This window comes from Aromatoleum petrolei, assembly GCF_017894385.1.
Classification (GTDB): Bacteria; Pseudomonadota; Gammaproteobacteria; order Burkholderiales; family Rhodocyclaceae; genus Aromatoleum; species Aromatoleum petrolei.
Genome location: NZ_CP059560.1, coordinates 3,782,177 through 3,803,098 on the forward strand (window position 1 = coordinate 3,782,177; position 20,922 = coordinate 3,803,098).

Genomic DNA, 20,922 nt, shown 5'->3' on the forward strand with positions numbered 1-20,922 from the left:
CCGATGAACGGACTCTTGTGGCAGCGTGGCCTGCGTCTCGTGCTGGCCACGGGCGTGCTGCTGGCGGGTGCCGTCGTGCACGCTGCCGACGCGCCGGACGTGGCGCAGAAGCGCTCCGACCTCGAAGAGGTGCGCCAGCGCATCCGCGAGCTGCAGAAGGAGATCGCCGATACCGAGGAATCCCGCTCCAGCGCGTCGGAGGAACTCGCCGAGGCCGAGCGGGCGGTCTCGCGGGTGCAGCGCGAGCTGCAGCAAGTCGCGTCGAACCGTGCCGCGGCGGAGCGGAATCTCGCGGTGCTGGAGGCGGAGCGGCAGGCGGTCGAGGCGCGCATCGTCTCGCGACAGTCCGAACTCGCTGACTGGTTGCGCCGGCATTACGTGCATGGCGCGGCCGGCGGTGTCGCCCCCTTCCTGTCGACGCGCGACCCGAACCAGCTCGCGCGCGATGCCTACTATCTTGAACACCTCGGCAAGGCGCGCCTCGAACTGATCGAGACTCTGCGCAATGACCTGAGGGAAAAGAACCGGCTGGGCGAGGCAATCGTCGCGCGACGGGACCGGCTGGTCGCGCTCGAGGCCGAGCAGCAGGCGCGGCGCAAGGAACTCGAGGCCGTGCAGGCGCGCCGGAAGGAAGCCGTGGTCGGCCTTGCCGAGCAGTTGCGCACCCAGCGCAAGGAGGAACGGACGCTGCGCCAGGATCAGGAGCGCCTCGGGCGACTGGTCGCAGTGCTGGCCCGGCGTGCAGCCGAGCGCGAAGCGGCGCGCGCTGCCGCGGCGGCGAAGGCTGCCCGCGAGCAGGCAGCGCGTGAGCTCGCTGCGCGCGAAAGGGCCGCCCGGGAGCAGGCCGCGAGGAACGACTCCGCCCGCGACGGGGCTGCACCGTCTGCCGGCCCCGCCCTTGCCGGCAATGGAGCTGCTCGGGACGCCTCCCTGGAACAGCGGCAGACGCGGCCGCCGCCGGCGCGCTCCGAGCCCGTTGTCGGCGAGATCCGCCAGTCGGCCGGGCCGACCCCCACCGGCGTGAGCTTTGCGCAATTGCGCGGCAAGATGAGATTTCCCGTGCGCGGAGAACTCGTGGGGCGCTTCGGTGCTCCAAGGGCGGAAGGCGGAACGACGTGGCGCGGGGTGTTCATCCGTGCGGCGGGGGGCTCGCAGGTGCGCGCGGTGGCGGCTGGGGAGGTGGTCTTTTCGGATTGGCTGCGAGGGTATGGCAACCTCATCATCGTCGACCACGGCGGCGACTACCTGACCATCTACGGCAACAACGATGCGCTGCTCAAGGAACTGGGCGACAACATCGCCGGCGGCGACGCAATTGCGAGCGTGGGCGCCAGCGGAGGCGGCAGCGAATCAGGTTTATACTTTGAAATCCGCCATCGGGGGCAGCCGCTCGACCCCCTGAAGTGGGTGCAGGTCAATTAGATATTCCGGCGTGGGCCGGGCGATGTTTCCTCGATGGAGTGCTCATGCGCAACAAGCTTCAAAAAGCGGGACTGGTGATGACCGGCGTGGTGGCCGGCGTGCTGATCAGCCTCAATTTTTCCGCCAGTGCCGACAAGGCCACGCAGGCACCGCTGCCGGTGGAGGAGTTGCGCGCATTTGCCGACGTCTTCAATGCCATCAAGCAGGGCTACGTCGAGCCGGTCGAGGACAAGAAGCTCATCAATCACGCCATCAGCGGCATGCTGAGCGGGCTCGACCCCCATTCCGCCTATCTCGACGCCGAAGCCTACAAGGAACTGCAGGTCGGCACGCACGGCGAGTTCGGCGGCCTGGGCATCGAGGTCGGCATGGAAGATGGCTTCGTCAAGGTCATCTCGCCGATCGAGGACACGCCGGCCTATCGTGCCGGAGTGAAGGCGGGCGACCTCATCGTCAAGCTCGATGACACGCCGGTCAAGGGCATGAACCTGAACGATGCGGTCAAGCGTATGCGCGGCAAGCCCAAGACCGACATCACGCTGACGATCGCACGCAAGGGCGAGCCGAAACCCCTCGTGCTGAAGATCACCCGCGAGGTGATCAAGGTGCAGAGCGTCAAGTCCAAGGTCGTCGAGCCGGGCTACGGTTACCTGCGCGTCGCGCAGTTCCAGGAGAACACTGCGCAGTCCGTGGTCGAGCATCTCGGCAAGCTGTCGAAGGGCACGGAGCTGAAGGGCTTGGTCCTCGACCTGCGTAACGACCCGGGCGGCCTGCTGCACGGCGCGGTTGGCGTCGCGGCGGCCTTCCTGCCGAGCAATACGCTGGTGGTGTCCACCGACGGGCGTACCGAGGACGCGAAGCGCGAATATCGCGCGAGCCCCGAGGACTACCTGCGCGGCACGCGCGAGGATTTCCTCAAGTCCTTGCCCCAGGGCGCGCGCACGCTGCCGATGGTGGTGCTCGTGAATGCCGGTTCTGCGTCGGCGTCGGAGATCGTCGCCGGTGCGCTGCAGGATCACAAGCGCGCGGTGGTGATGGGCACCCAGACCTTCGGCAAGGGGTCCGTGCAGACCATCCTGCCGCTCAATGCCAGCACCGCGATCAAGCTGACCACCGCGCGCTATTACACGCCGAGCGGCCGTTCGATCCAGGCCAAGGGCATCGAGCCGGACATCGTCGTGGAGGAAAGCGCCAACGGGTCCTCGCGCCGTTTGCGCGAGGCCGACCTCGACGGGCACCTCGGCAACGACAAGGATCCGGATGCCGAACGCAAGCTCAAGGAGGCGCAGCAGCCGGCTGGCGAGGGCGGCAAGGCGCCGGGCGGAGACGACGAGGCGGCGTCGCCGCACCGTTTCGAATTCGCCGGCAAGGACGACTATCAGCTCGGGCAGGCGGTGAATCTTCTCAAAGGCCTGCAGATCGTCCAGAATAAAAAACAATGACCCGATAAGGGCGATTGAACGGGGGCAGGGATGCGCAGAGAAACCGCCTACAAACTGGCCGGCCGCCATCATGAGCATCCCGTGGCCGCGGCAGGGCTGTTCAAGGAGCGGGAAATCCGCTTCTCCGAGTACCCTCCCCGCCAGGCGGAGCAGGCGCTGCGCTCGCTGCGCCTGCTCAAGGGGCTGCATGCCGCGCCCCACGGGGACCGCGTGCATTCGATCGTCGTTTCCTATTCGGTGCTCGAGTTCTCGCTCGAGGCGCTGGAGGACGCGCTGAGCGATGCAGGATTCCACCTCGACAATTCCCTGTATGTGAAACTGACGCGCGCCGTCGTGTATTTCTGCGAGGAAACGCAGCGGCACAATGTCGAGTCTCCCGAGCGGCTGATCAAGAAGTCGAACGAGGTCTACGTGAAGGTGTACGAACACCACCTCCACGGCGACCACGACGACACGCCGCCGGAATTCCGCGAATACAAGTAAGCCCGATCACTCAGGGCGTTGATGTGCCGGCGTTGGGTCCGGCACCGTGTGGAAATTTGTGCCGATGAATGACGATCAGCTTCTCCGCTACAGCCGCCACATCCTGCTGCCGGAAATCGGTGTCGAGGGCCAGGAGGCGATCCTCGCCGCGCGCGTGCTCGTGGTGGGGGCGGGCGGGCTCGGCTCGCCGGCTGCGATGTATCTGGCCGCCGCGGGTGTCGGTACGCTGGTCCTGTGCGACGGCGACACCGTGGATCTCACCAACCTGCAGCGCCAGATCCTGCACAGCGCGGAGGGTGTCGGACGCCTGAAAGTCGAATCGGGGCGCGACACGCTGCTGCGCCTGAATCCGTTTGCCCGCGTCGAAACGGTGGCGGCGCGCCTGGAGGGGGATGCCCTCGATGCGCAGGTGGCGGCCGCCGACGTGGTGCTCGACTGCTCCGACAATTTCGCTACGCGTCATGCGATCAACCGCGCATGCGTGCGGCATCGCAAGCCGCTGGTGTCGGGTGCGGCGATCCGTTTCGACGGTCAGGTCTCGGTCTTCGATCTGCGCCAGGGCGAGAGCCCGTGCTACCACTGCCTGTTCCCCGAGGGGCAGGAGGTGGAGGAGATCCGCTGTGCGGTGATGGGGGTGTTCGCACCGCTGACCGGCATCATCGGCGCGACCCAGGCGGCAGAGGCGCTGAAACTGCTGGTCGGCTGCGGTACGACGCTGGATGGCCGACTGCTGCTGCTCGACGGCCTCGGCATGGAATGGCGCAGCGTGACGCTCGGACGGGATCCCGGCTGCGCCGTGTGCGCCGGCCGCGGCGACGCCTGAACGCCGCCTCGGTCAGTCCGCGCGCGGGCGGGCGATGATCCGCAGATCGTTGCCGATGCTGCGTACGTCGCGAAGATCGAGCCGCACCGCCTCGTCCAGGGCGGTAAGTTCGGGGAGGTTGAACAGCCCCTGTGCCGCGTCGCCGACAAGCATGGGCGCCATGTAAAGCAGCATCTCGTCGACGCAGCCTTCGCGCAGCAAGGATCCGTTGAGCTTGAAACCCGCTTCGGCGTGGACTTCGTTGCAGCCGCGACGCCCGAGTTCCTGCATCAGGGCCGGCAGATCCACCTTCCCGGTGGCGTCCGGCAGCACGACGACCTCGACGCCGCGCTCGGCGAGCGCGGCGACCTTCTCTTCGTCCGCGAAGGCGGCCGCGACGAGGCACTGTCCGCCCTGCAGGATCCTGGCCGAGAGCGGCACCTCCAGCCGCGCGTCGACGAGCACGCGCTGCGGTTGGCGTTCGCAGGGTACCGCGCGCACGTTGAGCTGCGGGTCGTCCCCGCGCACCGTGCCGATACCCGTGAGTACCGCGCACGCGCGCGCGCGCCAGCGATGGCCGTCGCGCCGGGCTGCCTCGCCGGTGATCCATTGGCTGGTGCCGTTGTTGAGCGCAGTCTTGCCGTCCAGGGTGCTCGCGGCCTTGAGGCGCAACCAGGGGCGTCCGCGCGTCATGCGCGAAATGAAACCGATGTTCAGTTCATGCGCCTGGTCGGCCATCAGGCCACTGCTCGCCGCGATGCCGGCTTCGTGCAGCATTGCGATGCCGCGGCCGGCGACGAGGGGGTTGGGATCCTCCATCGCCGCGACGACGCGCACGATCCCGGCGCGAATCAGCGCTTCGGCGCAGGGTGGCGTGCGGCCGTGGTGGGCGCAGGGTTCGAGGGTCACATAGGCGGTCGCGCCGCGTGCCGCGACGCCGGCGAGTTTGAGGGCCTCGATCTCGGCATGCGCCTCGCCGGCGCGCCGGTGCCAGCCCTCGCCGACGATCTCGCCGTCGCGCATCAGCACGCAGCCGACCCGCGGGTTCGGCGTCGTGGTCTCCAGGCCGCGCGCAGCGAGTTGCAGCGCACGGGCCATCGCGCGGTGGTCAGTTGCCGAAAAGGTCATTCTCGGTACCGGCGGGGTCGGGGCTTTCCTTGCGCGCGCGCTTCGGCCGCGTCTGCACCTCTCGAATCACTTCGGAGAATTCGTCGACGTCGGCGAAATTCCGATACACCGACGCGAAGCGGATGTAGGCGACCTTGTCGAGCTTCTTGAGCTCCTTCATCACGAGTTCGCCGATCTTCTCGCTCGGGACTTCCGTTTCGCCCATGGACAGGAGCTTTGCCTCGATGCGGTCGACCGAGGCTTCCAGGGCTTCCAGGGTTACGGGGCGCTTGCGCAGCGCGAGCTTCAGGCTGCTCGTGAGCTTGTCGTGGTCGAATTCGGTGCGCATGCCATTGCGCTTGATGATGTGCGGCATCTTGAGGTCGATGCGCTCGTAGGTCGTGAAGCGCTTGTCGCAATGGGCGCAGCGGCGCCGGCGACGGACGACCTCGCCGTCCTCGTTCTCGCGCGTGTCGGTAACCTGGGTGTTGGGGTCGCCGCAGAACGGACACTTCATGGTGTGTGTCGGCCTTTCTCAACTCGCACAAGAAAACGGGGTGCGCCGTGCAAGGACGGCACACCCCGCTTGTTCACGCAGGACTGGTCGTCTGCGGATTACTTTCCATATACCGGGTGCTTGGCGCACAGCTCGGCGACCTTGTCCCGCACGCGCGTGAGGACGGCTTCATCCTCGGGGGCGTCGAGTACGTCGGCGATCAGGTGTGCGATCTGTTCGGCTTCGATCTCGGTGAAGCCGCGCGTGGTCATGGCCGGCGACCCGATGCGGATGCCGGAAGTGACGAAGGGCTTCTCGGGATCCTTGGGGATCGCGTTCTTGTTCACGGTGATGTGCGCGGCGCCCAGTGCGGCCTCGGCAGCCTTGCCGGTGATGTTCTTCGCGCGCAGGTCGACGAGGAACACGTGGCTTTCGGTGCGGCCGGAGACGATGCGCAGGCCGCGCTCCTCGCCGAGGACGCGCGCCATCACGCGGGCGTTGGCGATGACCTGTTCCTGGTAGTTGCGGAACTGCGGCGTCAGCGCTTCCTTGAAGGCAACGGCCTTGCCGGCGATGACGTGCATCAGCGGGCCGCCCTGCAGGCCGGGGAAGATCGCGGAGTTGATGGCCTTCTCGTGCTCGGCCTTCATCAGGATGATGCCGCCGCGCGGGCCGCGCAGCGTCTTGTGCGTGGTGGAGGTGACGACGTCGGCGTGCGGTACCGGGTTCGGGTAGTAGCCCGCGGCGATGAGGCCGGCGTAGTGCGCCATGTCCACCCAGAAGATCGCGCCGATTTCCTTGGCGACCTTGGCGAAGCGCTCGAAGTCGATGCGCAGCGAGTAGGCGGAGGCGCCGGCGACGATGATGCGCGGCTTGTGCTCGCGGGCGAGGCGCTCCATCTGGTCGTAGTCGATCTCTTCCTTCTCGTTCAGGCCGTAGGCGACGACGTTGAACCACTTGCCCGACATGTTCAGCGGCATGCCGTGGGTGAGGTGGCCGCCTTCGGCGAGGCTCATGCCCATGATGGTGTCGCCAGGCTTGGCGAAAGCCATCAGCACGGCCTGGTTGGCCTGCGAGCCGGAGTTCGCTTGCACGTTCGCGGCGTCAGCGCCGAAGAGCTTCTTGAGGCGGTCGATTGCGACCTGCTCGACGACGTCCACGTGCTCGCAACCACCGTAGTAGCGCTTGCCCGGATAGCCTTCGGCGTACTTGTTGGTCAGCTGGGAACCCTGCGCTTCCATCACTGCGTTGGAAACGTAGTTTTCCGAGGCGATGAGTTCAATGTGGTCTTCCTGACGACGGTTTTCGGCCTGGATGGCAGTCCACAGTTCCGGGTCGACCTTGGCGAGGGTGTCTTGCGCAGAGAACATGAAACGGTCTCGAAGGGGTGATTAAAGGCGGATATTAGCACGCGCGGAGGGTGCGCATGAATCGCATCCCCCGGCAGCGCGGCGCGCCGGCGGGGGTGCGGGGATGCCCGGCTTCAGGCATTGGGCAACTCGTCGCGAGCGCTCTCGAGATGGCGTTTGTCGGCCCAGCTCACCAGATGCCAGCGCGTGCCGTCGTATTCGATCCAGTTGAGCGCGGCGTTCGGGATGGCGAAGTCGCGCGGAGCTTCGAGCGCCTTGCCGGCGGCGAGCCGATGGACGATGTCGAGCACGCCGCCGTGGGTGACGACGAGGATCTGCTCGCCTTGATGGCTCGCGGCGAAGTCGGTGAGCAGTCTCTCGATGCGGCCCGCGAATTCGGCCAGGCTTTCGCCGCCGCCCGGAAAGGTGAAGTGCGGGTCGCGCTGCTTGAAGCGGAGATAATCTTCGGGAAAGCGGGCCGCGGCCTCGGCGTAGGTGAGCCCCTGGAAGGCGCCGTAGTTGCGCTCGCGCAGGCGGTCGTGGAACTCGACCGCGGCTGCGCGATCGCGGGTGATGGCGGCGGCCGTCTGCCGCGCGCGTTGCAGGTCGCTGCAGTAGACGGCGGCGAAATGCACGGTGGCGAGGCCGGCCGCGGTGGCCGCCGCCTGGGCTTCGCCGGTGCGGTTGAGGGGCACGTCGAGGTGCCCCTGCAGCCGCATTTCCGCATTCCAGGCGGTTTCGCCGTGCCGCACCAGGCACAGGCGAGTGGACTTCACTTCCACGCGCCTCCGCCGCTCTCGCCCCATCCGCCGTCGCCGCCAGTCGGTTGCTGGATCTGGATGGTGTCGAGGTCGACCTTGGTCTTCTCGTCCAGTCCACCCGTCACGAGTCCGGGGAAGGCGATGATCAGGCCGACCATGACGATCTGGATGATCACGAAGGCCACCGAGCCGCGGTAGATGTCGCCGGTCTTGAATCCCTCGATGCGCTTGTTGGTGACGCGGTCGAGGTAGGCATTCGCGGGCGCAACGCTGCGCAGATAGAACAGCGCGAAGCCGAACGGCGGGGTCAGGAAGGAGGTCTGCAGGTTCATCGCGATGATGATACCGAACCAGATCAGGTCGATGCCCATCTTGTCGGCGACCGGCCCGAGCAGCGGCAGCAGGATGAAGGCAATCTCGAAGAAGTCGATGAAGCAGCCGAGGAAGAAGATCACCGTGTTCACGAACAGCAGGAAGCCGATCTGGCCGCCGGGCAGCTTGTCGAACAGGTGCTCGACCCAGATCTGGCCGTCTACCGCGGTGAACACGAAGCTGAAGATCGTCGAGCCCACGAGGATGAAGAGCACGAAGATCGACAGCCGCGAGGTCGATTCGAGGGCCTGCACCAAGGTCTTGAAGTCGAGGCGTTTGCGCGATGCGGCCATGATCATTGCGCCGACCGCGCCCATCGCGCCGCCTTCCGTGGGCGTCGCGACGCCGAGGAAGATCGTGCCGAGGACGAGGAAGATCAGGATCAGCGGCGGGATCAGGACGAAGGTGACGCGCTCGGCGATGCGCGAGAGTAGACCGAGCTTGAGACCCTTGTTTATGAGGGCGAGCACGAGCGCGAAGATCGTGCCGAAGGTCAGCGCGACGACGATCACTTCGTCGAGTGCCGGAGCGATGACGTCGGTGCCCTTCATCCAGGTCAGCACGGCGCCGTAGTTCTTGCCGAGGATGACGGATGCGGCGGTGACGACGAGCGCGAGGATGCCGAGCGAGCGCAGCCCGGCGCTGCCGTCGGGCTCGCGGTAGGCGAGCGCCTCGGGCGGCAGGGCGGGAACCATCTTGGGCTTGAAGATCGCAAGCCCGATGATGAACAGTGCGTACAGGCCGACCAGCGCGAGCGCGGGGATCATTGCGCCCTTGTACATGTCGCCGACGCTGCGGCCGAGCTGGTCGGCCATGACGATCAGTACCAGCGACGGCGGGAGCGCCTGGGCGAGCGTGCCGGAGGCGGTGATGACGCCGGCAGCGATCGGGCGGCTGTAGCCGTAGCGCAGCATGATGGGCAGCGAGATCAGGCCCATCGAGATCACCGAGGCGGCAACGACGCCGGTGGTGGCTGCGAGCAGCGCGCCGACGAAGATGACCGCGAGGGCGAGGCCACCACGCACCGGTCCGAAGACCTGGCCCACGGTTTCGAGCAGATCTTCGGCCATGCCGCTTCGTTCGAGCACCAGTCCCATCAGTGTGAAGAAGGGTATCGCCAGCAGCGTGTCGTTCTGCATGATGCCGAACACGCGCAGAGGCAGGGCCTGGAACAGCGTGGACGGGATGATGCCCAGTTCCAGGCCGACGAAGCCAAAGAACAGGCCGCAGGCCGATAGGGAGAAGGCGACGGGAAAGCCGGACAGCAGGAAGAAGATGATGACCCCGAACATGATCGGGGCGATGTTGGCGGTGACGAATTCGATCATTTTTGGGACTCGCCGGCTGCGTTGTTCGGGGTGGTGTCGCCGACGGCGGCGTGGATGTGTTCCTCGACGTCGTTATGGGTATCGCGGGCGAGGCAGTCGGGGCCATTGCCGGTGAGGAAGGCAATGCGCTTGATGAATTCGGAGATCGCCTGCAGGCCGAGGAGGCCGAAACCGGCAGGAACCAGCGCATAGACCGGCCAGCGGATGAGGCCGCCCGCGTTGGAGGACATTTCGCCGGACACCCAGGCGCCGTGCACGACCGGCCACGAGAAGGTGATCATGAAGTAGCACAGCGGCAGCAGGAACACGATGATGCCGATGACGTCGATGATGTTGCGCAAACGCGGGCTGAGCTTATTCGCGATGACGTCGATGCGCACGTGGGCGTTCTGCAGGAAGGCATAGCCGGCGCCGAGCATGAACACGGCGGCGAACAGGTACCACTGGATCTCCAGGAAGGCGTTCGAGCCGACGTTGAATGCCTTGCGCGCCACCGCGTTCAACGCGCTGATCACCGCTGTGGCGAAGATGAACCAGATGATGGTCCGGCCGATCAGACGGCTGACGGCATCGATGGTTTGTGACAGCTTGAGGAGAGTTCCCATGGAGGTTGTGCCTGAGACGTGGGGAAACACAAGTGCAGCGCCCGAGAGGCCCTGCCCGTCGCCGTGCTGCATCGCAGCGGGCGGCGGCGGAATTGGAAACGGCCCGCCGAAGCGGGCCGTCCGGGGCGTTGCTTAGAGCTTCTGTGCTGCCATGTACTGGTCGTAGCTGCCTTCGGCAATGCCCTGCCACTGGTAGGCATCGGCGAGGAAGCGCGAGTAGTCGGCGTAGACCTTCTTCCACGCCGGGTTCTTGCTGTTCAGCTCGGCATAGACTTCACGCGAGGCCTTGAAGGCTGCGTCCATGACGTCCTTGGGCAGGCGCTGCAGCTTGGCGCCTTCCGCGATGAGCTGCTTGAGCGCGGTCGGGTTGTGGGCGTCGTAGCGCGCCAGCACCTCGATGTGGGCGTCGGCGGCGGCTTGGCGCACGATGGACTGGTATTCCTTCGACAGGCCGTTGAACGCCTTGGCATTGACGAGCAGCGAGAACTGCGTGCTGCCTTCCCACCATGCCGGGTAGTAGTAGTTCTTCGCGACCTTGTGCAGGCCGAGGCGCAGGTCGTCGTAGGGGCCGATCCATTCGGCGGCATCCACGGTGCCCTTTTCCAGCGCCTGGTAGATTTCGCCGGCGGGGATGTTCTGCGGCACGGCGCCCAGCTTCGAGATCACGCGACCGGCGAAGCCGCCGATGCGGATCTTGAGGCCGTTGATGTCGGCGACCGACTTGATCTCCTTGCGGTACCAGCCGCCCATCTGCGCGCCGGAGTTGCCCATCATGAAATTCACGATGTTGAACTGGGCATAGAATTCGCGCAGCAGCTTCATGCCGTTGCCTTCGTTCATCCACCCGGCCATCTGGCGTGCGTTCATGCCGAAGGGGATGGCGCAGTCGAGCGCGAAGGTCTCGTCCTTGCCGAAGAAGTAGTAGGGCGCGGTGTGCGCACACTCGATGGTGTCCTGCTGCAGCGCGTCGACGACGCCGAAGGCGGGGACGAGTTCGCCTGCCGCATGCACGCTGACGGTGAATTTGCCGCCCGTCGCTTCGGTGACGTTCTTGGCGAAGGTTTCGGCGCCGCCGAAGAGGGTCTCGAGCGATTTGGGGAAGCTCGACGCCAGACGCCAGCGGATGGCCTGTTGTGCGCCGACGATCGCCGGAGCCGTACCTGCAGCAATGATTCCGGCAAGACCGGCGTTCTTCAGGAATTTGCGACGTTCCACAAGAAGTCTCCTCTCAGAGGTGTTGCTGGTTGTAATGGCGCGGAGAGTACCCCGTTCGGACTAGGTCGAAAAAGCCGCGGAAAACCCTAATGACGGGCGCTGCTGCGCTCTGGGGGAGTGTCGCAGCGTGCCTGCGCGCCTTCACGGCGAGCGAAACGGGGGGCGGCGCCGCTGCTGCGGTTCGGCCCCCGTGCAGCGGGCGGATCAGAGCTTCTGTGCCGCCATGTACTGGTCGTAGCTGCTTTCGGCGATCGCCGTCCACTGGTACTGCTCCTTCATGAAGCGGGAGTAGTCGTCGTAGATTTTCTTCCAGTTCGGGTTCTTGTCGTTGAGTTCCGTGTAGACCTCGCGCGAGGCCTTGAACGCGGCGTCCATCACGTCCTTGGGCAGGCGGCGGAGCTTGGCGCCTTCGGAGATCAGTTGCTTGAGCGCGGGCGGATTGCGTGCGTCGTAGCGCGCCTGGGTGATGACGTGCGACTCGGCGGCGGCGGCGCGCACGGCTGCCTGATATTCCTTCGACAGCCCGTTGAAGGCCTTGGCGCTGACGTACAGCGTGGTCTGCGCGCTGCCTTCCCACCATGCGGGGTAGTAGTAGTAGGGCGCGACACGGTACAGGCCGAGCTTGAGGTCGTCGTGCGGGCCGACGAATTCGGTCGCGTCGAGCGCGCCCTTTTCCAGCGCCGAATAGATTTCGCCGGCGGGAATGTTCTGCGAGACCACGCCGAGCTTGGCGAGCACGCGGCCGCCGAAGCCGCCGACACGGAATTTCAGGCCGTTGAAGTCGGCGACCGACTTGATCTCCTTGCGGAACCAGCCGCCCATCTGTGCGCCGGTGTTACCCATCGGGAAGCTGATGATGTTGTACGGCGCATAGAACTCGCGCAGCAGCTTCCCGCCGTTGCCGTCGAACATCCAGGCATTGAGCTGGCGCTCGTTCATGCCGAAGGGGATGGCACAGTCGAAGGCGAAGGCTTCATCCTTGCCGAAGAAATAGTACGGGGCGGTGTTGGCGCATTCGATCGTGCCCTGCTGGATCGCGTCGACCACGCCGAAGGCGGGGACCAGTTCGCCCGCTGCGTGCACGGTGACCTGGAATTTGCCGCCCGTGAGCTCGGAGACGCGGTTCGAGAAGACTTCAGCGGCGCCGATCAGGGTGTCGAGCGACTTCGGGAAGCTCGACGCGAGGCGCCAGCGGATGTTTTCTTGGGCATGGACGATGGCTGGCGCGGTGCCGCTGGCGAGCACGCCGGCAAGGCCGGCCCCTTTGAGAAACTTGCGACGTTCCACGATCTCTCCTTGTTATCCGTTCTGGAACCGAGACAATGACGATGAGATGATCCGGTGCGACGCCGTCGCACCGGATCGTGCCCGAGATCATAGCCCAGCGCGGCGGGAATGCCACTGCGCCGCGGTGGGGCAGATGTGCCGGGGTGCTCAGCGCCCGGCGATCTTCATGCGTTCGATGAGGATCGAGCCGCAGATTTTCGCGCCGCGCGGCAGGGCGTCGTTGCCGACCGCGACGATGCTGCGGAACATGTCGCGCAGGTTGCCGGCGATGGTGATTTCTTCCACGGCATGCTTGATCTTGCCCTTCTCGACCCAGAAACCGGCGGCGCCGCGCGAGTAGTCGCCAGTGACGTAATTGACGCCCTGGCCGAGGAGTTCGGTGACGACGAGGCCGCGGTCCATGTGCTTGACCAGCGCGGCGAAGTCCATGTCGCCCGGCTTGACGATGAGGTTGTGCGATCCGCCGGCGTTGGCGGTGGTCTGCAGGCCGAGCTTGCGCGCCGAGTAGGTCGACAGGAAATAGCCTTGCAGCACGCCGTCGGTGACGACTTCGCGGTCGTGCGTGGCCACGCCGTCGCTGTCGAAGGGGCTGGAGCCGAAGGCCTTGGGCAGGTGCGGGCGTTCGGAGATGCTCACGAGCGGCGAGAATACGGGCTGGCCGAGGCTGTCGAGCAGGAAGGAGGATTTGCGGTACAGCGAGCCGCCACTCACCGCATACACGAAGTTGCCGATCAGCGACACGGCGAGGGTGGCGTCGAACAGCACGGGGACTTCGCAGGTCTTGATCTTCTTCGCACCGAGGCGGGCGAGCGCGCGCTCGGCGGCGCGCTGGCCCACCGATTCGGGCGACATTAGCTCGGCGGCGTCGCGGCGCGTGTCGTACCAGTATTCGCGCTGCATGGCGTCGCCCTCGCCGGCGATGACCGAGCACGACACGCTGTGGCGCGAGCTGGCGTAGCCGCCCATGAAGCCGTTGCTGTTGGCAGAGATGAAGTGCGATTCCTGGGTCGAGACGGTGGCGCCTTCGGAGTTCGTGATCTTCGGGCTGGTCGCGAAGGCGGTGTCCTCGCAGCGGCGCGCGGCGGCGATCGCGTCCTCCACGCCTGGACGCCAGGGGTGGTGGAGATCGAGGTCGGGGCAGTCCTTCGCCATCAGTGCGGCGTCGGCGAGCCCGGCGCAGGGATCCGGGGCCGTGAAGCGCGCGATCGAGATCGCCGCGTCGACGGTCGCCTTGAGGGCTGCTTTGGAGAAATCGGAGGTGCTGGCGTGTCCGCGCTGCTGGCCGAGGTACACCGTGACGCCGATGCCTTTGTCGCGGTTGTACTCGATCGTATCGACTTCGCCCTTGCGCACCGTCGCGGACTGGCCGAAGCCTTCCGAGACGTCGGTTTCGCAGGCCGACGCGCCGCGCTTTTTCGCGAACTTGAGGACGTCGCTGGCGATTTCCTGCAGGCGGTCGGAGGGGAAGGAGAAGCCTTGATCGGACATGGGCGGGAGACCGTTGAGCAAAGGCTATAATCTTACCCCGTTCCAACCGACTGTACTTTTCATGAGCCACGCCCACGACGACGAAATGCTTCCGGACGACGATTCGGGGTTTCCGGAGCGGCCGAGCAAGAGCCAGCGCAAACGCGACATGCATGCGCTGCAGGATCTGGGTGAGCAGCTGGTGGCCTTGTCGCTGGACCAGCTGAAGAAGGTGCCGATGCCCGACTCGCTCGCCGAGGCGGTGCGCGAGGCCAAGCGCATCACCAGCCACGAAGGGCGCCGGCGCCAGATGCAGTATGTCGGCAAGCTGATGCGCAACGTCGACCCGGCGCCGATCCAGGCGCAGTTGGATGTTTTCAATGGCATCTCGAAGGCAGAAATCGCGCGCCAGCATCGTCTGGAGCGCCTGCGTGCCGATCTGATCGAGGACGAGAAGACACTGCAGGCGATCGGCGAGCACTGGCCCGAGGCCGATTTCCAGCAGCTGCGCACGCTGCGCCGCAACGCAATCAAGGAGCGCGAGCAGAACAAGCCGCCGCGCGCCTTTCGCGAGATTTTCCGCATCCTGCGCGACCTCGATGCCGGGGCGGGCGAGGGGGCCGGCGAGGATGTTGCGGGCGACGACGACGCCGACGAATGAACGACCGGGATGCAATGAGGGAGACACAATGAGCGACGAAATCACCATCGGCCTGGTCTCGATCAGCGACCGGGCTTCCGACGGCACCTACGAGGATCAGGGCATTCCTGCGCTGAAGGACTGGCTCGCGAAGGCGCTGACCTCGCCGTGGCGCGCCGAGACGCGGTTGATTCCGGACGAACGCCCGATGATCGAACGCACGCTGGTCGATCTCGTCGACACCGTGGGCTGCTCGCTGATCCTGACGACCGGTGGCACCGGGCCGGCCGTGCGCGACGTGACGCCGGAAGCGACGCTGGCGGTGGGCGAGAAGGAGATGCCCGGCTTCGGCGAGGAGATGCGCCGCATCAGCCTGAATTTCGTGCCGACGGCGATCCTGTCGCGCCAGGTCGCGGTGATCCGCGGCAAGTCGCTGATCGTGAACCTGCCGGGGCAGCCGAAGTCGATCCGCGAGACGCTGGAAGGCCTCCGTGCGGTCGACGGCTCGGTTGCGCACGTCGGCATCTTCGCGGCGATTCCCTACTGCATCGACCTCATCGGCGGCCCCTACGTCGAGACCGACGAGGCGGTGATCAAGGCCTTCCGGCCGAAACACGCGATCCGGCCGAAGCAGGGCTGATTCGCAGTCATAGGAGCCTGCCGGACTTAAAGGGAATCGGCTGCAAATCCGCCTGGGCGGTCCATATTTCGCCGCTTTTTTGGTCAATAGAATAACTATTGACCTGCAAAATCGACAAAATCTGTCCTCGCCCAGCCGAATTTTCGCTTCGATTCTTCAAGTCAGACAGGCTCCTAGCGCGACTTCGCGACGAGCGGAATGACCTTCGCGCCCGGCATCCGGGGCGGCGGCATGCTCGTGGTGACCTGGCGGCGGCGTTCCTGCTCGCGCCACCAGCCGCGCACGCCGAGCAGCGCGGCGAGAATCAGGCCGTAGATCATCGGTTCGAGGATGTCGGCCTTCACCAGCCACCAGTAATGCACGATCGCGAGGATGCCGATCGCGTACACTGAGCAGTGCAGCGACTGCCAGCGGCGTCCGCCGAGGCGCCGGATCGCGTAGTTGTTCGACGTGAGGGCGAGCGGGACAAGCAGCACAAAGGCGGCGAAGCCCACGGTGATGAAGGGGCGCTTCATGATGTCGCGCGCCATTGCCTGCAGGTCGAAGAACTGGTCGAGCCAGACATACGTGGTGAAGTGCAGGCTGGCGTAGAAGAAGGCAAACAGGCCCAGCGTGCGGCGCAGGCGAATCAGCCAGTTGAGGCCGGTGAGCTTGCGCAGCGGCGTGACGGCCAGCGTGATGAGCAGGAAGCGCAGCGTCCACTCGCCGCTTGCGCGCGTGATCGCCTCGATCGGGTTTGCGCCGAGGGCGTCGTCGAACCAGCGCTGCGCGTAGTACGCGAGCGGGATGAGGCACAAGGCAAACAAGGCCGACTTGATCGCGGCGAGCTGGGCAGCGGACGGGGTCTTGGTCATCGGACGGGTCAGAAAGACTTGCGCAGGTCCATGCCCTGGTACAGGCTCGCGACCTGCTCCGCATAGCCGTTGAACATCAGCGTCGGGCGCTTGCGGAATTCGCCGATGCGCCGTTCGGTGGCCTGGCTCCAGCGTGGATGGTCGACGTTCGGGTTCACGTTCGAATAGAAGCCGTACTCGCTCGGTGCGGCCTTGTTCCACGCGGTGCGGGGCTCCTTCTCGACGAGGCGGATCGCGACGATGGATTTCGCGCTCTTGAAACCGTACTTCCACGGCACCACGATGCGCACCGGCGCGCCGTTCTGGTTCGGCAGGACCTCCCCGTACAGGCCGAGCGTGAGCAAGGTCAGGGGATGCATCGCCTCGTCCATGCGCAGGCCCTCGGTGTAGGGCCAGTCGAGCACCGGGCGGCGCAGCATGATGTTCGCGTCGTAGTGGGTGACGAACTCGACGTACTTCGCGCTGCCCAGCGGGTCGACCTGTTTGAGCAGCGCCGACAGCGGAAAGCCGACCCAGGGGATCACCATCGACCACGCCTCGACGCAGCGCAGGCGGTAGATGCGTTCCTCGAGCGGTGCGAGCCGCAGCAGGTCGTCGATATCGAAGCTGCGGGGCTTGCCGGCGAGGCCCTCGATGCGCACGGTCCACGGGCGCACCTGCAGCTTGCCGGCGTTCGCGGCCGGATCTTCCTTGTCGGTGCCGAATTCGTAGTAGTTGTTGTAGGTCGTGACCGACTTGTATGGCGTCTGAGTCTCGTCGCTGCTGAACGGCGAGCGTGCCAGCGGGCCCAGCTTGGCGGTTGCGGCGCGCGCGTCGGTCGGCAGGCCGGCCCACATCGCGGCCCCGGCGGCGAGGGTCGCTCCGGCGCCGTGAAGGAAGCGCCGCCGGTCCTCGAACAGGGCTCGCGGAGTGATTTCGGATGGAAGGATGTCGCTGGGCCTGAGGATTCGCATCGCGTGACGTCGTGGGGTGAAAGCTTGCTCGTTCGGCATCCGCATGATGCCGAAGTTCCGCCTGATTGGGGAATTTGACCCGCTCGGCGTGGAGCTCCGGTCAGGGCGCGATCTGGTGATAGACGCTGTTCGCGAGCGGCAGCAGCGCGTCGCGGCCGAACTGGCCGGACAGGGCGTAGGCGAAGCGGCCATCCACCCAGTAGAACACGCCCACGTCGCCCTGTTGCGCGTAGCGGAATGCCGTCGTGCCGGCGTCGTCGTCGCGAACGCTGAGATAGAGCGTGAGGCGGCGGCCGCCGTCGTTCTCGTACATGAACTGGGCGCTGGGGCCGTCGGCCGCCGGCAGCAGACGTCCGCCCAGCAGCGCGAATCCTTGTTCGCGCAGGTCCGGAAGCTTCACCGGGGCGCCGAGGCGTTTCGTGAGCCAGGCGACGAGGTGCTGTTCCTGATCCGCGCCGACTTCGACCGGGTGGCGGACTTCGGGCGAATACACCGCATGGGCGACCGCGGCGCGATGGGGCAGGGATGCAAGGGTATCGCCATCCGGGGCGGAGGTCTGACCCACGTGGTAGCCGACACCCGCGCCCGCAAGCGCGCCGATGGTCATCCAGGCGGCAACGGCGGCGATGCGGAGGGTCCGCGCGGGCCGGCGCCGTTCGAGCGTGGCGCGCAGGCGTGCCGGGACAGGCTCTTCGAGGAGAGGTTGATAGGCGCGGTGCAGTGTTTCGTTGTCCGTGCGCCAGCCCTCGACGCGTGCCGCGCGAGCCGGGTCCTCGGCCAGCCATGCGTCGACCTCGGCGCGGCGGGGGGCGTCGAGTCGCCGATCGACCCAGGCATGCAGATCGTCTTCGCAGATCGGGCGTGGCATGGCTATTTCACAACCTTCAGGTAGTCGGGCACGGCGGATTGCCCGGCGAGCACCTGGCGCAGGCGCTCGCGTGCACGCGACAGGCGCGACATGACGGTGCCGATGGGCGTGCCGAGGATGCGGGCGGTGTCCTCGTAGCTCATGTCTTCCAGGGTGACCAGCAGCAGCACTTCGCGCTGCTCGGGGGATAGCTGTTGCAGTGCGCGTTCCAGTTCGCGCAGCTCGATGCCATCCAGTTGTTGGGGGCGTACTGCAACCTCGGGCAGGTCTTCGGGGGCCCGGAAGTCCATCGCGCCCGAGGCGCGGTACTGGTTCACGAATACGTTGTGCATCATTGTCAACAGCCAGGCTCGCAGATTGCCCGGGCGCCAAAGGCGCCCCTTCACTAGCGCGCGTTCCAGCGTGTCCTGCACGAGGTCGTCGGCCCGTGCGGCGTCGCCCGTGAGCCCGCGCGCGTAGCGGCGCAGGCGCGGGATTTCGGCGAGGAGGGCGTCGTCGGAGAACATGCGGGGCGGCTAACCGTGTCAGCTCGGATCCGTGCGTCCGGCGGGGATTTGGCAGGGTCGATTCGCGCGGTGCCGGGTGTTCATGCTTGCTCGCATCAGGGGTTCGTTACGCCATAAACAATCGGTGTGCGCACTTTATTCCGGTCGATCTGCAGCGAAGCGTCAAGCCGGCGCCGATGAGCATCACGGCTGTCGTGGCGCTGCGGCTCAGCGTCGGATGCTCATCTTGGGCTAGAATCGAAGGCTTGCCAAAGCCATCCTGCAGAGTTTTCGCCATGTCCGCTTCAGTCAAGATCCACATCGACGACGTCCGCATCAAGGAAATCAAGGAGCTGGTGCCGCCGGCGCACGTGCTGCGCGAGTATCCGGCGACCCCGAAGTCGGCGGAAGTGGCGTTCGAGGCACGGCAGGCGACCCATCGCATCCTGTTCGGCGCCGACGACCGCCTGCTGGTCGTGATCGGGCCCTGTTCGATCCACGACATCGATGCGGCGCTCGAATATGCGCGCAAGCTGAAGGCCGAGGCGGCGCGCTTCAAGGACGAACTGCTCGTCGTCATGCGCGTGTATTTCGAGAAGCCGCGCACGACCGTCGGCTGGAAGGGACTGATCAACGATCCTTTCCTCGACAACAGCTTCCGCATCAACGAGGGCGTGCGTCTCGCGCGCAAGCTGCTGTGGGAAATCAACGAGATGGGCCTGCCGGCCGGCACCGAATTCCTCGACATGATCACGCCGCAGTACATCGGCGACCTGATCTCGTGGGGGGCGATCGGTGCGCGCACGACCGAGAGCCAGGTGCACCGCGAGCTCGCATCCGGTTTGTCGTGCCCGGTCGGCTTCAAGAACGGCACCGACGGGAACGTCAAGATTGCCGTCGATGCGATCAAGGCTGCGCAGTCGCCGCACCATTTCCTGTCGGTGACCAAGGCCGGTCATTCGGCGATCGTGTCGACGATGGGCAACGAGGATTGCCACGTGATCCTGCGCGGTGGCAAGGCGCCTAACTACGATGCGGCGAGCGTCGACGCGGCATGCAAGGAGTTGGCGGCCTCGGGTGTTCCGGGCAAGGTCATGATCGATGCCTCGCATGCCAACAGCCGCAAGCAGCACCGCCTGCAGATCGACGTCGCGCGCGACGTCGGGGTGCAGATGGCCGCGGGCGAGGATCGCATCATCGGCGTGATGGTCGAGTCGCACCTGAAGGAAGGGCGTCAGGATCTGGTTCCCGGCAAGGAACTGGAGTACGGCAAGAGCATCACCGATGCGTGCATCGGCTGGGAGGACAGTGTGACCGTGCTCGAAATTCTTGCCGAGGCGGTGCGCCAGCGGCGTGTCAGCAAGGGCGCCGATCTGGAGTGAGTCGGTTGCCCCGCGCCGGGGCATTGCGGCGCGGGGACCGTTACCGCTGCGGTCTGTGCCCGATCAGGCGTTCTTGCGCTTCTGCCACAGCACGTCGCCGCGGCCGCCGGCACGGTTGAGCACGCGGCCGAGCACGAACAGCAGGTCCGAGAGGCGGTTCAGATATTGGCGCGGACCGTCGTTGACGGCCTCCTCGAGCGCCAGCGCGACCAGCGCCCGTTCCGCCCGCCTGCATACGGTGCGTGCGTGGTGCGCGAGCGCGGCCGGGCGGGTGCCGCCGGGCAGGATGAAGTCCTTCAGCGGCTCCAGCGGTTCGTTGTGGCGGTCCAGTTCCTGTTCGAGCTTCTCCACCTGTTTCGCGGTGATCATGCTCATGCCGGGGATGCACACCTCGCCGCCGAGGTCGAAGAGGTCGTGTTGTGCGTCGGTCAGCAGGGCGCGAACATCTTCGGGCAGCTCCTCGCACAGCAGAACGCCGATGGCGGCGTTGAGCTCATCGACTTCCCCGAGTGCGTGGATTCGCAGGCTGTTCTTCGAGACGCGCTTGCCGTCGCCCAGGCCGGTGGTGCCGGCGTCGCCGGTGCGGGTGTAAATCTTGGAAAGCCGGTGTCCCATGTGCTCGTGGTCCTGTGTAATCGTGGGTTGGCCGATTATAAGGGATGCCTCGGGAGTTGCCTCCGGTGTTCAGCCCGTGTTCATTCGTGGTCCGTATGCTGTGAACCGTCCACAGCCAAGGGGGCGATGATGATGAAGCTACGGGAAACGGAATTTTTCGGCCAGTTCGTAAGTGTCGTTGCAGGCAGCCTGCTGCTCGTGATGACTTGTGCCTTTGTTGCGATTCCGGCAACGCTTTCGGTGCCGCCGGGTGCGGTGGCGGCAGCGGCTTTGCCTGTGCATCTGACCTGATGTACCGGGTCGGGGGGAGTCCGGCTGGCGACGCGTGCAGCCGCGCTGCGCATGACGG

Annotated in this window: 22 protein-coding genes; 8 read left to right on the forward strand and 14 right to left on the reverse strand. The window is 66.0% G+C overall.

All coding sequences use genetic code 11. The annotated features are described in order from the left end of the window. Positions 1-3 precede the first annotated feature (3 nt). The 4 genes from ToN1_RS17195 to ToN1_RS17210 all read left to right on the forward strand — a co-directional run bounded on the left by ToN1_RS17195 (position 4) and on the right by ToN1_RS17210 (position 4,170). Positions 4-1,422 (forward strand): murein hydrolase activator EnvC family protein, encoded by a 1,419-nt coding sequence (locus ToN1_RS17195; RefSeq protein ID WP_169207496.1) that lies wholly within the window; start codon positions 4-6, stop codon positions 1,420-1,422. Between the two features lie 44 nt (positions 1,423-1,466). Continuing rightward, on the forward strand, positions 1,467-2,864 hold the full coding sequence (locus ToN1_RS17200) for a S41 family peptidase (protein ID WP_169207497.1): 1,398 nt from the start codon (positions 1,467-1,469) through the stop codon (positions 2,862-2,864). A 30-nt stretch (positions 2,865-2,894) separates the two neighbouring features. Further along, positions 2,895-3,347: a hypothetical protein gene (locus ToN1_RS17205; RefSeq protein ID WP_169207498.1), complete on the forward strand. Its 453-nt coding sequence runs from the start codon at positions 2,895-2,897 to the stop codon at positions 3,345-3,347. Positions 3,348-3,411: 64 nt separating this feature from the next. Beyond that, positions 3,412-4,170, forward strand: coding sequence for a HesA/MoeB/ThiF family protein (locus ToN1_RS17210; protein WP_169207499.1), 759 nt, complete (start codon positions 3,412-3,414; stop codon positions 4,168-4,170). A gap of 12 nt (positions 4,171-4,182) precedes the next feature. Here ToN1_RS17210 and ribD read toward each other — a convergent pair whose 3' ends face one another. The 9 genes from ribD to pmbA all read right to left on the reverse strand — a co-directional run bounded on the left by ribD (position 4,183) and on the right by pmbA (position 14,157). Then, positions 4,183-5,277 (reverse strand): bifunctional diaminohydroxyphosphoribosylaminopyrimidine deaminase/5-amino-6-(5-phosphoribosylamino)uracil reductase RibD, encoded by a 1,095-nt coding sequence (gene ribD, locus ToN1_RS17215; protein WP_169207500.1) that lies wholly within the window; start codon positions 5,275-5,277, stop codon positions 4,183-4,185. Continuing rightward, on the reverse strand, positions 5,258-5,773 hold the full coding sequence (nrdR, locus tag ToN1_RS17220) for a transcriptional regulator NrdR (protein WP_169207501.1): 516 nt from the start codon (positions 5,771-5,773) through the stop codon (positions 5,258-5,260). The genes ribD and nrdR overlap by 20 nt, the downstream gene beginning before the upstream one ends. Before the next feature lie 98 nt (positions 5,774-5,871). Beyond that, positions 5,872-7,122 carry a serine hydroxymethyltransferase gene (glyA, locus tag ToN1_RS17225; RefSeq protein WP_169207502.1) on the reverse strand — a complete coding sequence of 417 codons (1,251 nt, stop codon included), beginning with the start codon at positions 7,120-7,122 and terminating at the stop codon, positions 5,872-5,874. 113 nt (positions 7,123-7,235) lie between these two features. After that, a complete protein-coding gene (locus ToN1_RS17230; RefSeq protein WP_169207503.1) occupies positions 7,236-7,907 on the reverse strand; it encodes a histidine phosphatase family protein in 672 nt (223 codons plus the stop codon). Next, the gene (locus tag ToN1_RS17235) at positions 7,874-9,562 is read right to left on the reverse strand and encodes a TRAP transporter large permease (protein WP_169207504.1); all 1,689 of its coding nucleotides are present in this window, start codon (positions 9,560-9,562) and stop codon (positions 7,874-7,876) included. The genes ToN1_RS17230 and ToN1_RS17235 overlap by 34 nt, the downstream gene beginning before the upstream one ends. Further along, positions 9,559-10,167 carry a TRAP transporter small permease subunit gene (locus ToN1_RS17240; protein WP_169207505.1) on the reverse strand — a complete coding sequence of 203 codons (609 nt, stop codon included), beginning with the start codon at positions 10,165-10,167 and terminating at the stop codon, positions 9,559-9,561. Before ToN1_RS17240 ends, ToN1_RS17235 begins: the two co-directional genes overlap by 4 nt. Before the next feature lie 132 nt (positions 10,168-10,299). Continuing rightward, positions 10,300-11,382 carry a TRAP transporter substrate-binding protein gene (locus ToN1_RS17245; RefSeq protein WP_169207506.1) on the reverse strand — a complete coding sequence of 361 codons (1,083 nt, stop codon included), beginning with the start codon at positions 11,380-11,382 and terminating at the stop codon, positions 10,300-10,302. Between the two features lie 204 nt (positions 11,383-11,586). Further along, positions 11,587-12,669: a TRAP transporter substrate-binding protein gene (locus ToN1_RS17250; RefSeq protein ID WP_169207507.1), complete on the reverse strand. Its 1,083-nt coding sequence runs from the start codon at positions 12,667-12,669 to the stop codon at positions 11,587-11,589. Between the two features lie 147 nt (positions 12,670-12,816). Then, positions 12,817-14,157 carry a metalloprotease PmbA gene (gene pmbA / locus ToN1_RS17255; protein ID WP_169207508.1) on the reverse strand — a complete coding sequence of 447 codons (1,341 nt, stop codon included), beginning with the start codon at positions 14,155-14,157 and terminating at the stop codon, positions 12,817-12,819. A gap of 61 nt (positions 14,158-14,218) precedes the next feature. Between pmbA and yjgA the strand changes: the two genes are divergently transcribed. Beyond that, positions 14,219-14,797, forward strand: coding sequence for a ribosome biogenesis factor YjgA (gene yjgA, locus ToN1_RS17260; RefSeq protein ID WP_169207509.1), 579 nt, complete (start codon positions 14,219-14,221; stop codon positions 14,795-14,797). A 28-nt stretch (positions 14,798-14,825) separates the two neighbouring features. Further along, positions 14,826-15,416, forward strand: a complete 591-nt coding sequence (mog, locus tag ToN1_RS17265; protein ID WP_169207510.1) for a molybdopterin adenylyltransferase — start codon at positions 14,826-14,828, stop codon at positions 15,414-15,416. A gap of 173 nt (positions 15,417-15,589) precedes the next feature. Here the strand turns inward: mog and ToN1_RS17270 are convergent, their stop codons facing one another. The 4 genes from ToN1_RS17270 to ToN1_RS17285 all read right to left on the reverse strand — a co-directional run bounded on the left by ToN1_RS17270 (position 15,590) and on the right by ToN1_RS17285 (position 18,597). Further along, positions 15,590-16,270, reverse strand: a complete 681-nt coding sequence (locus tag ToN1_RS17270; RefSeq protein ID WP_169207511.1) for a protein-methionine-sulfoxide reductase heme-binding subunit MsrQ — start codon at positions 16,268-16,270, stop codon at positions 15,590-15,592. 8 nt (positions 16,271-16,278) lie between these two features. Continuing rightward, positions 16,279-17,223 carry a protein-methionine-sulfoxide reductase catalytic subunit MsrP gene (gene msrP / locus ToN1_RS17275; RefSeq protein WP_169207512.1) on the reverse strand — a complete coding sequence of 315 codons (945 nt, stop codon included), beginning with the start codon at positions 17,221-17,223 and terminating at the stop codon, positions 16,279-16,281. Between the two features lie 100 nt (positions 17,224-17,323). Then, positions 17,324-18,091: an anti-sigma factor family protein gene (locus tag ToN1_RS17280; RefSeq protein WP_169207513.1), complete on the reverse strand. Its 768-nt coding sequence runs from the start codon at positions 18,089-18,091 to the stop codon at positions 17,324-17,326. Positions 18,092-18,093: 2 nt separating this feature from the next. Further along, complete coding sequence (locus tag ToN1_RS17285) at positions 18,094-18,597, reverse strand: sigma-70 family RNA polymerase sigma factor (protein ID WP_169207514.1); 504 nt, start codon at positions 18,595-18,597, stop codon at positions 18,094-18,096. Between the two features lie 275 nt (positions 18,598-18,872). Between ToN1_RS17285 and aroG the strand changes: the two genes are divergently transcribed. Further along, the gene (gene aroG / locus ToN1_RS17290) at positions 18,873-19,958 is read left to right on the forward strand and encodes a 3-deoxy-7-phosphoheptulonate synthase AroG (RefSeq protein WP_169207515.1); all 1,086 of its coding nucleotides are present in this window, start codon (positions 18,873-18,875) and stop codon (positions 19,956-19,958) included. A gap of 63 nt (positions 19,959-20,021) precedes the next feature. Here the strand turns inward: aroG and ToN1_RS17295 are convergent, their stop codons facing one another. Next, positions 20,022-20,573, reverse strand: coding sequence for a cob(I)yrinic acid a,c-diamide adenosyltransferase (locus ToN1_RS17295; RefSeq protein ID WP_169207516.1), 552 nt, complete (start codon positions 20,571-20,573; stop codon positions 20,022-20,024). A gap of 126 nt (positions 20,574-20,699) precedes the next feature. On the opposite strand from ToN1_RS17295, the gene ToN1_RS17300 reads away from it, so the two are divergent. Next, on the forward strand, positions 20,700-20,864 hold the full coding sequence (locus ToN1_RS17300; protein ID WP_169207517.1) for a hypothetical protein: 165 nt from the start codon (positions 20,700-20,702) through the stop codon (positions 20,862-20,864). Positions 20,865-20,922: the final 58 nt, after the last annotated feature.

What these genes read in the sequence shown, in the direction of transcription:
- ToN1_RS17195 (WP_169207496.1), top strand. Translation starts at nt 4, where the DNA reads ATGAACGGACTCTTGTGGCAGCGTGGCCTGCGTCTCGTGCTGGCCACG.
- ToN1_RS17200 (WP_169207497.1), top strand. Translation starts at nt 1,467, where the DNA reads ATGCGCAACAAGCTTCAAAAAGCGGGACTGGTGATGACCGGCGTGGTG.
- ToN1_RS17205 (WP_169207498.1), top strand. Translation starts at nt 2,895, where the DNA reads ATGCGCAGAGAAACCGCCTACAAACTGGCCGGCCGCCATCATGAGCAT.
- ToN1_RS17210 (WP_169207499.1), top strand. Translation starts at nt 3,412, where the DNA reads ATGAATGACGATCAGCTTCTCCGCTACAGCCGCCACATCCTGCTGCCG.
- ribD (WP_169207500.1), bottom strand. Translation starts at nt 5,277, where the DNA reads ATGACCTTTTCGGCAACTGACCACCGCGCGATGGCCCGTGCGCTGCAA.
- nrdR (WP_169207501.1), bottom strand. Translation starts at nt 5,773, where the DNA reads ATGAAGTGTCCGTTCTGCGGCGACCCCAACACCCAGGTTACCGACACG.
- glyA (WP_169207502.1), bottom strand. Translation starts at nt 7,122, where the DNA reads ATGTTCTCTGCGCAAGACACCCTCGCCAAGGTCGACCCGGAACTGTGG.
- ToN1_RS17230 (WP_169207503.1), bottom strand. Translation starts at nt 7,907, where the DNA reads ATGGGGCGAGAGCGGCGGAGGCGCGTGGAAGTGAAGTCCACTCGCCTG.
- ToN1_RS17235 (WP_169207504.1), bottom strand. Translation starts at nt 9,562, where the DNA reads ATGATCGAATTCGTCACCGCCAACATCGCCCCGATCATGTTCGGGGTC.
- ToN1_RS17240 (WP_169207505.1), bottom strand. Translation starts at nt 10,167, where the DNA reads ATGGGAACTCTCCTCAAGCTGTCACAAACCATCGATGCCGTCAGCCGT.
- pmbA (WP_169207508.1), bottom strand. Translation starts at nt 14,157, where the DNA reads ATGTCCGATCAAGGCTTCTCCTTCCCCTCCGACCGCCTGCAGGAAATC.
- yjgA (WP_169207509.1), top strand. Translation starts at nt 14,219, where the DNA reads ATGAGCCACGCCCACGACGACGAAATGCTTCCGGACGACGATTCGGGG.
- mog (WP_169207510.1), top strand. Translation starts at nt 14,826, where the DNA reads ATGAGCGACGAAATCACCATCGGCCTGGTCTCGATCAGCGACCGGGCT.
- ToN1_RS17270 (WP_169207511.1), bottom strand. Translation starts at nt 16,270, where the DNA reads ATGACCAAGACCCCGTCCGCTGCCCAGCTCGCCGCGATCAAGTCGGCC.
- msrP (WP_169207512.1), bottom strand. Translation starts at nt 17,223, where the DNA reads ATGCGAATCCTCAGGCCCAGCGACATCCTTCCATCCGAAATCACTCCG.
- ToN1_RS17280 (WP_169207513.1), bottom strand. Translation starts at nt 18,091, where the DNA reads ATGCCACGCCCGATCTGCGAAGACGATCTGCATGCCTGGGTCGATCGG.
- ToN1_RS17285 (WP_169207514.1), bottom strand. Translation starts at nt 18,597, where the DNA reads ATGTTCTCCGACGACGCCCTCCTCGCCGAAATCCCGCGCCTGCGCCGC.
- aroG (WP_169207515.1), top strand. Translation starts at nt 18,873, where the DNA reads ATGTCCGCTTCAGTCAAGATCCACATCGACGACGTCCGCATCAAGGAA.
- ToN1_RS17295 (WP_169207516.1), bottom strand. Translation starts at nt 20,573, where the DNA reads ATGGGACACCGGCTTTCCAAGATTTACACCCGCACCGGCGACGCCGGC.
- ToN1_RS17300 (WP_169207517.1), top strand. Translation starts at nt 20,700, where the DNA reads ATGATGATGAAGCTACGGGAAACGGAATTTTTCGGCCAGTTCGTAAGT.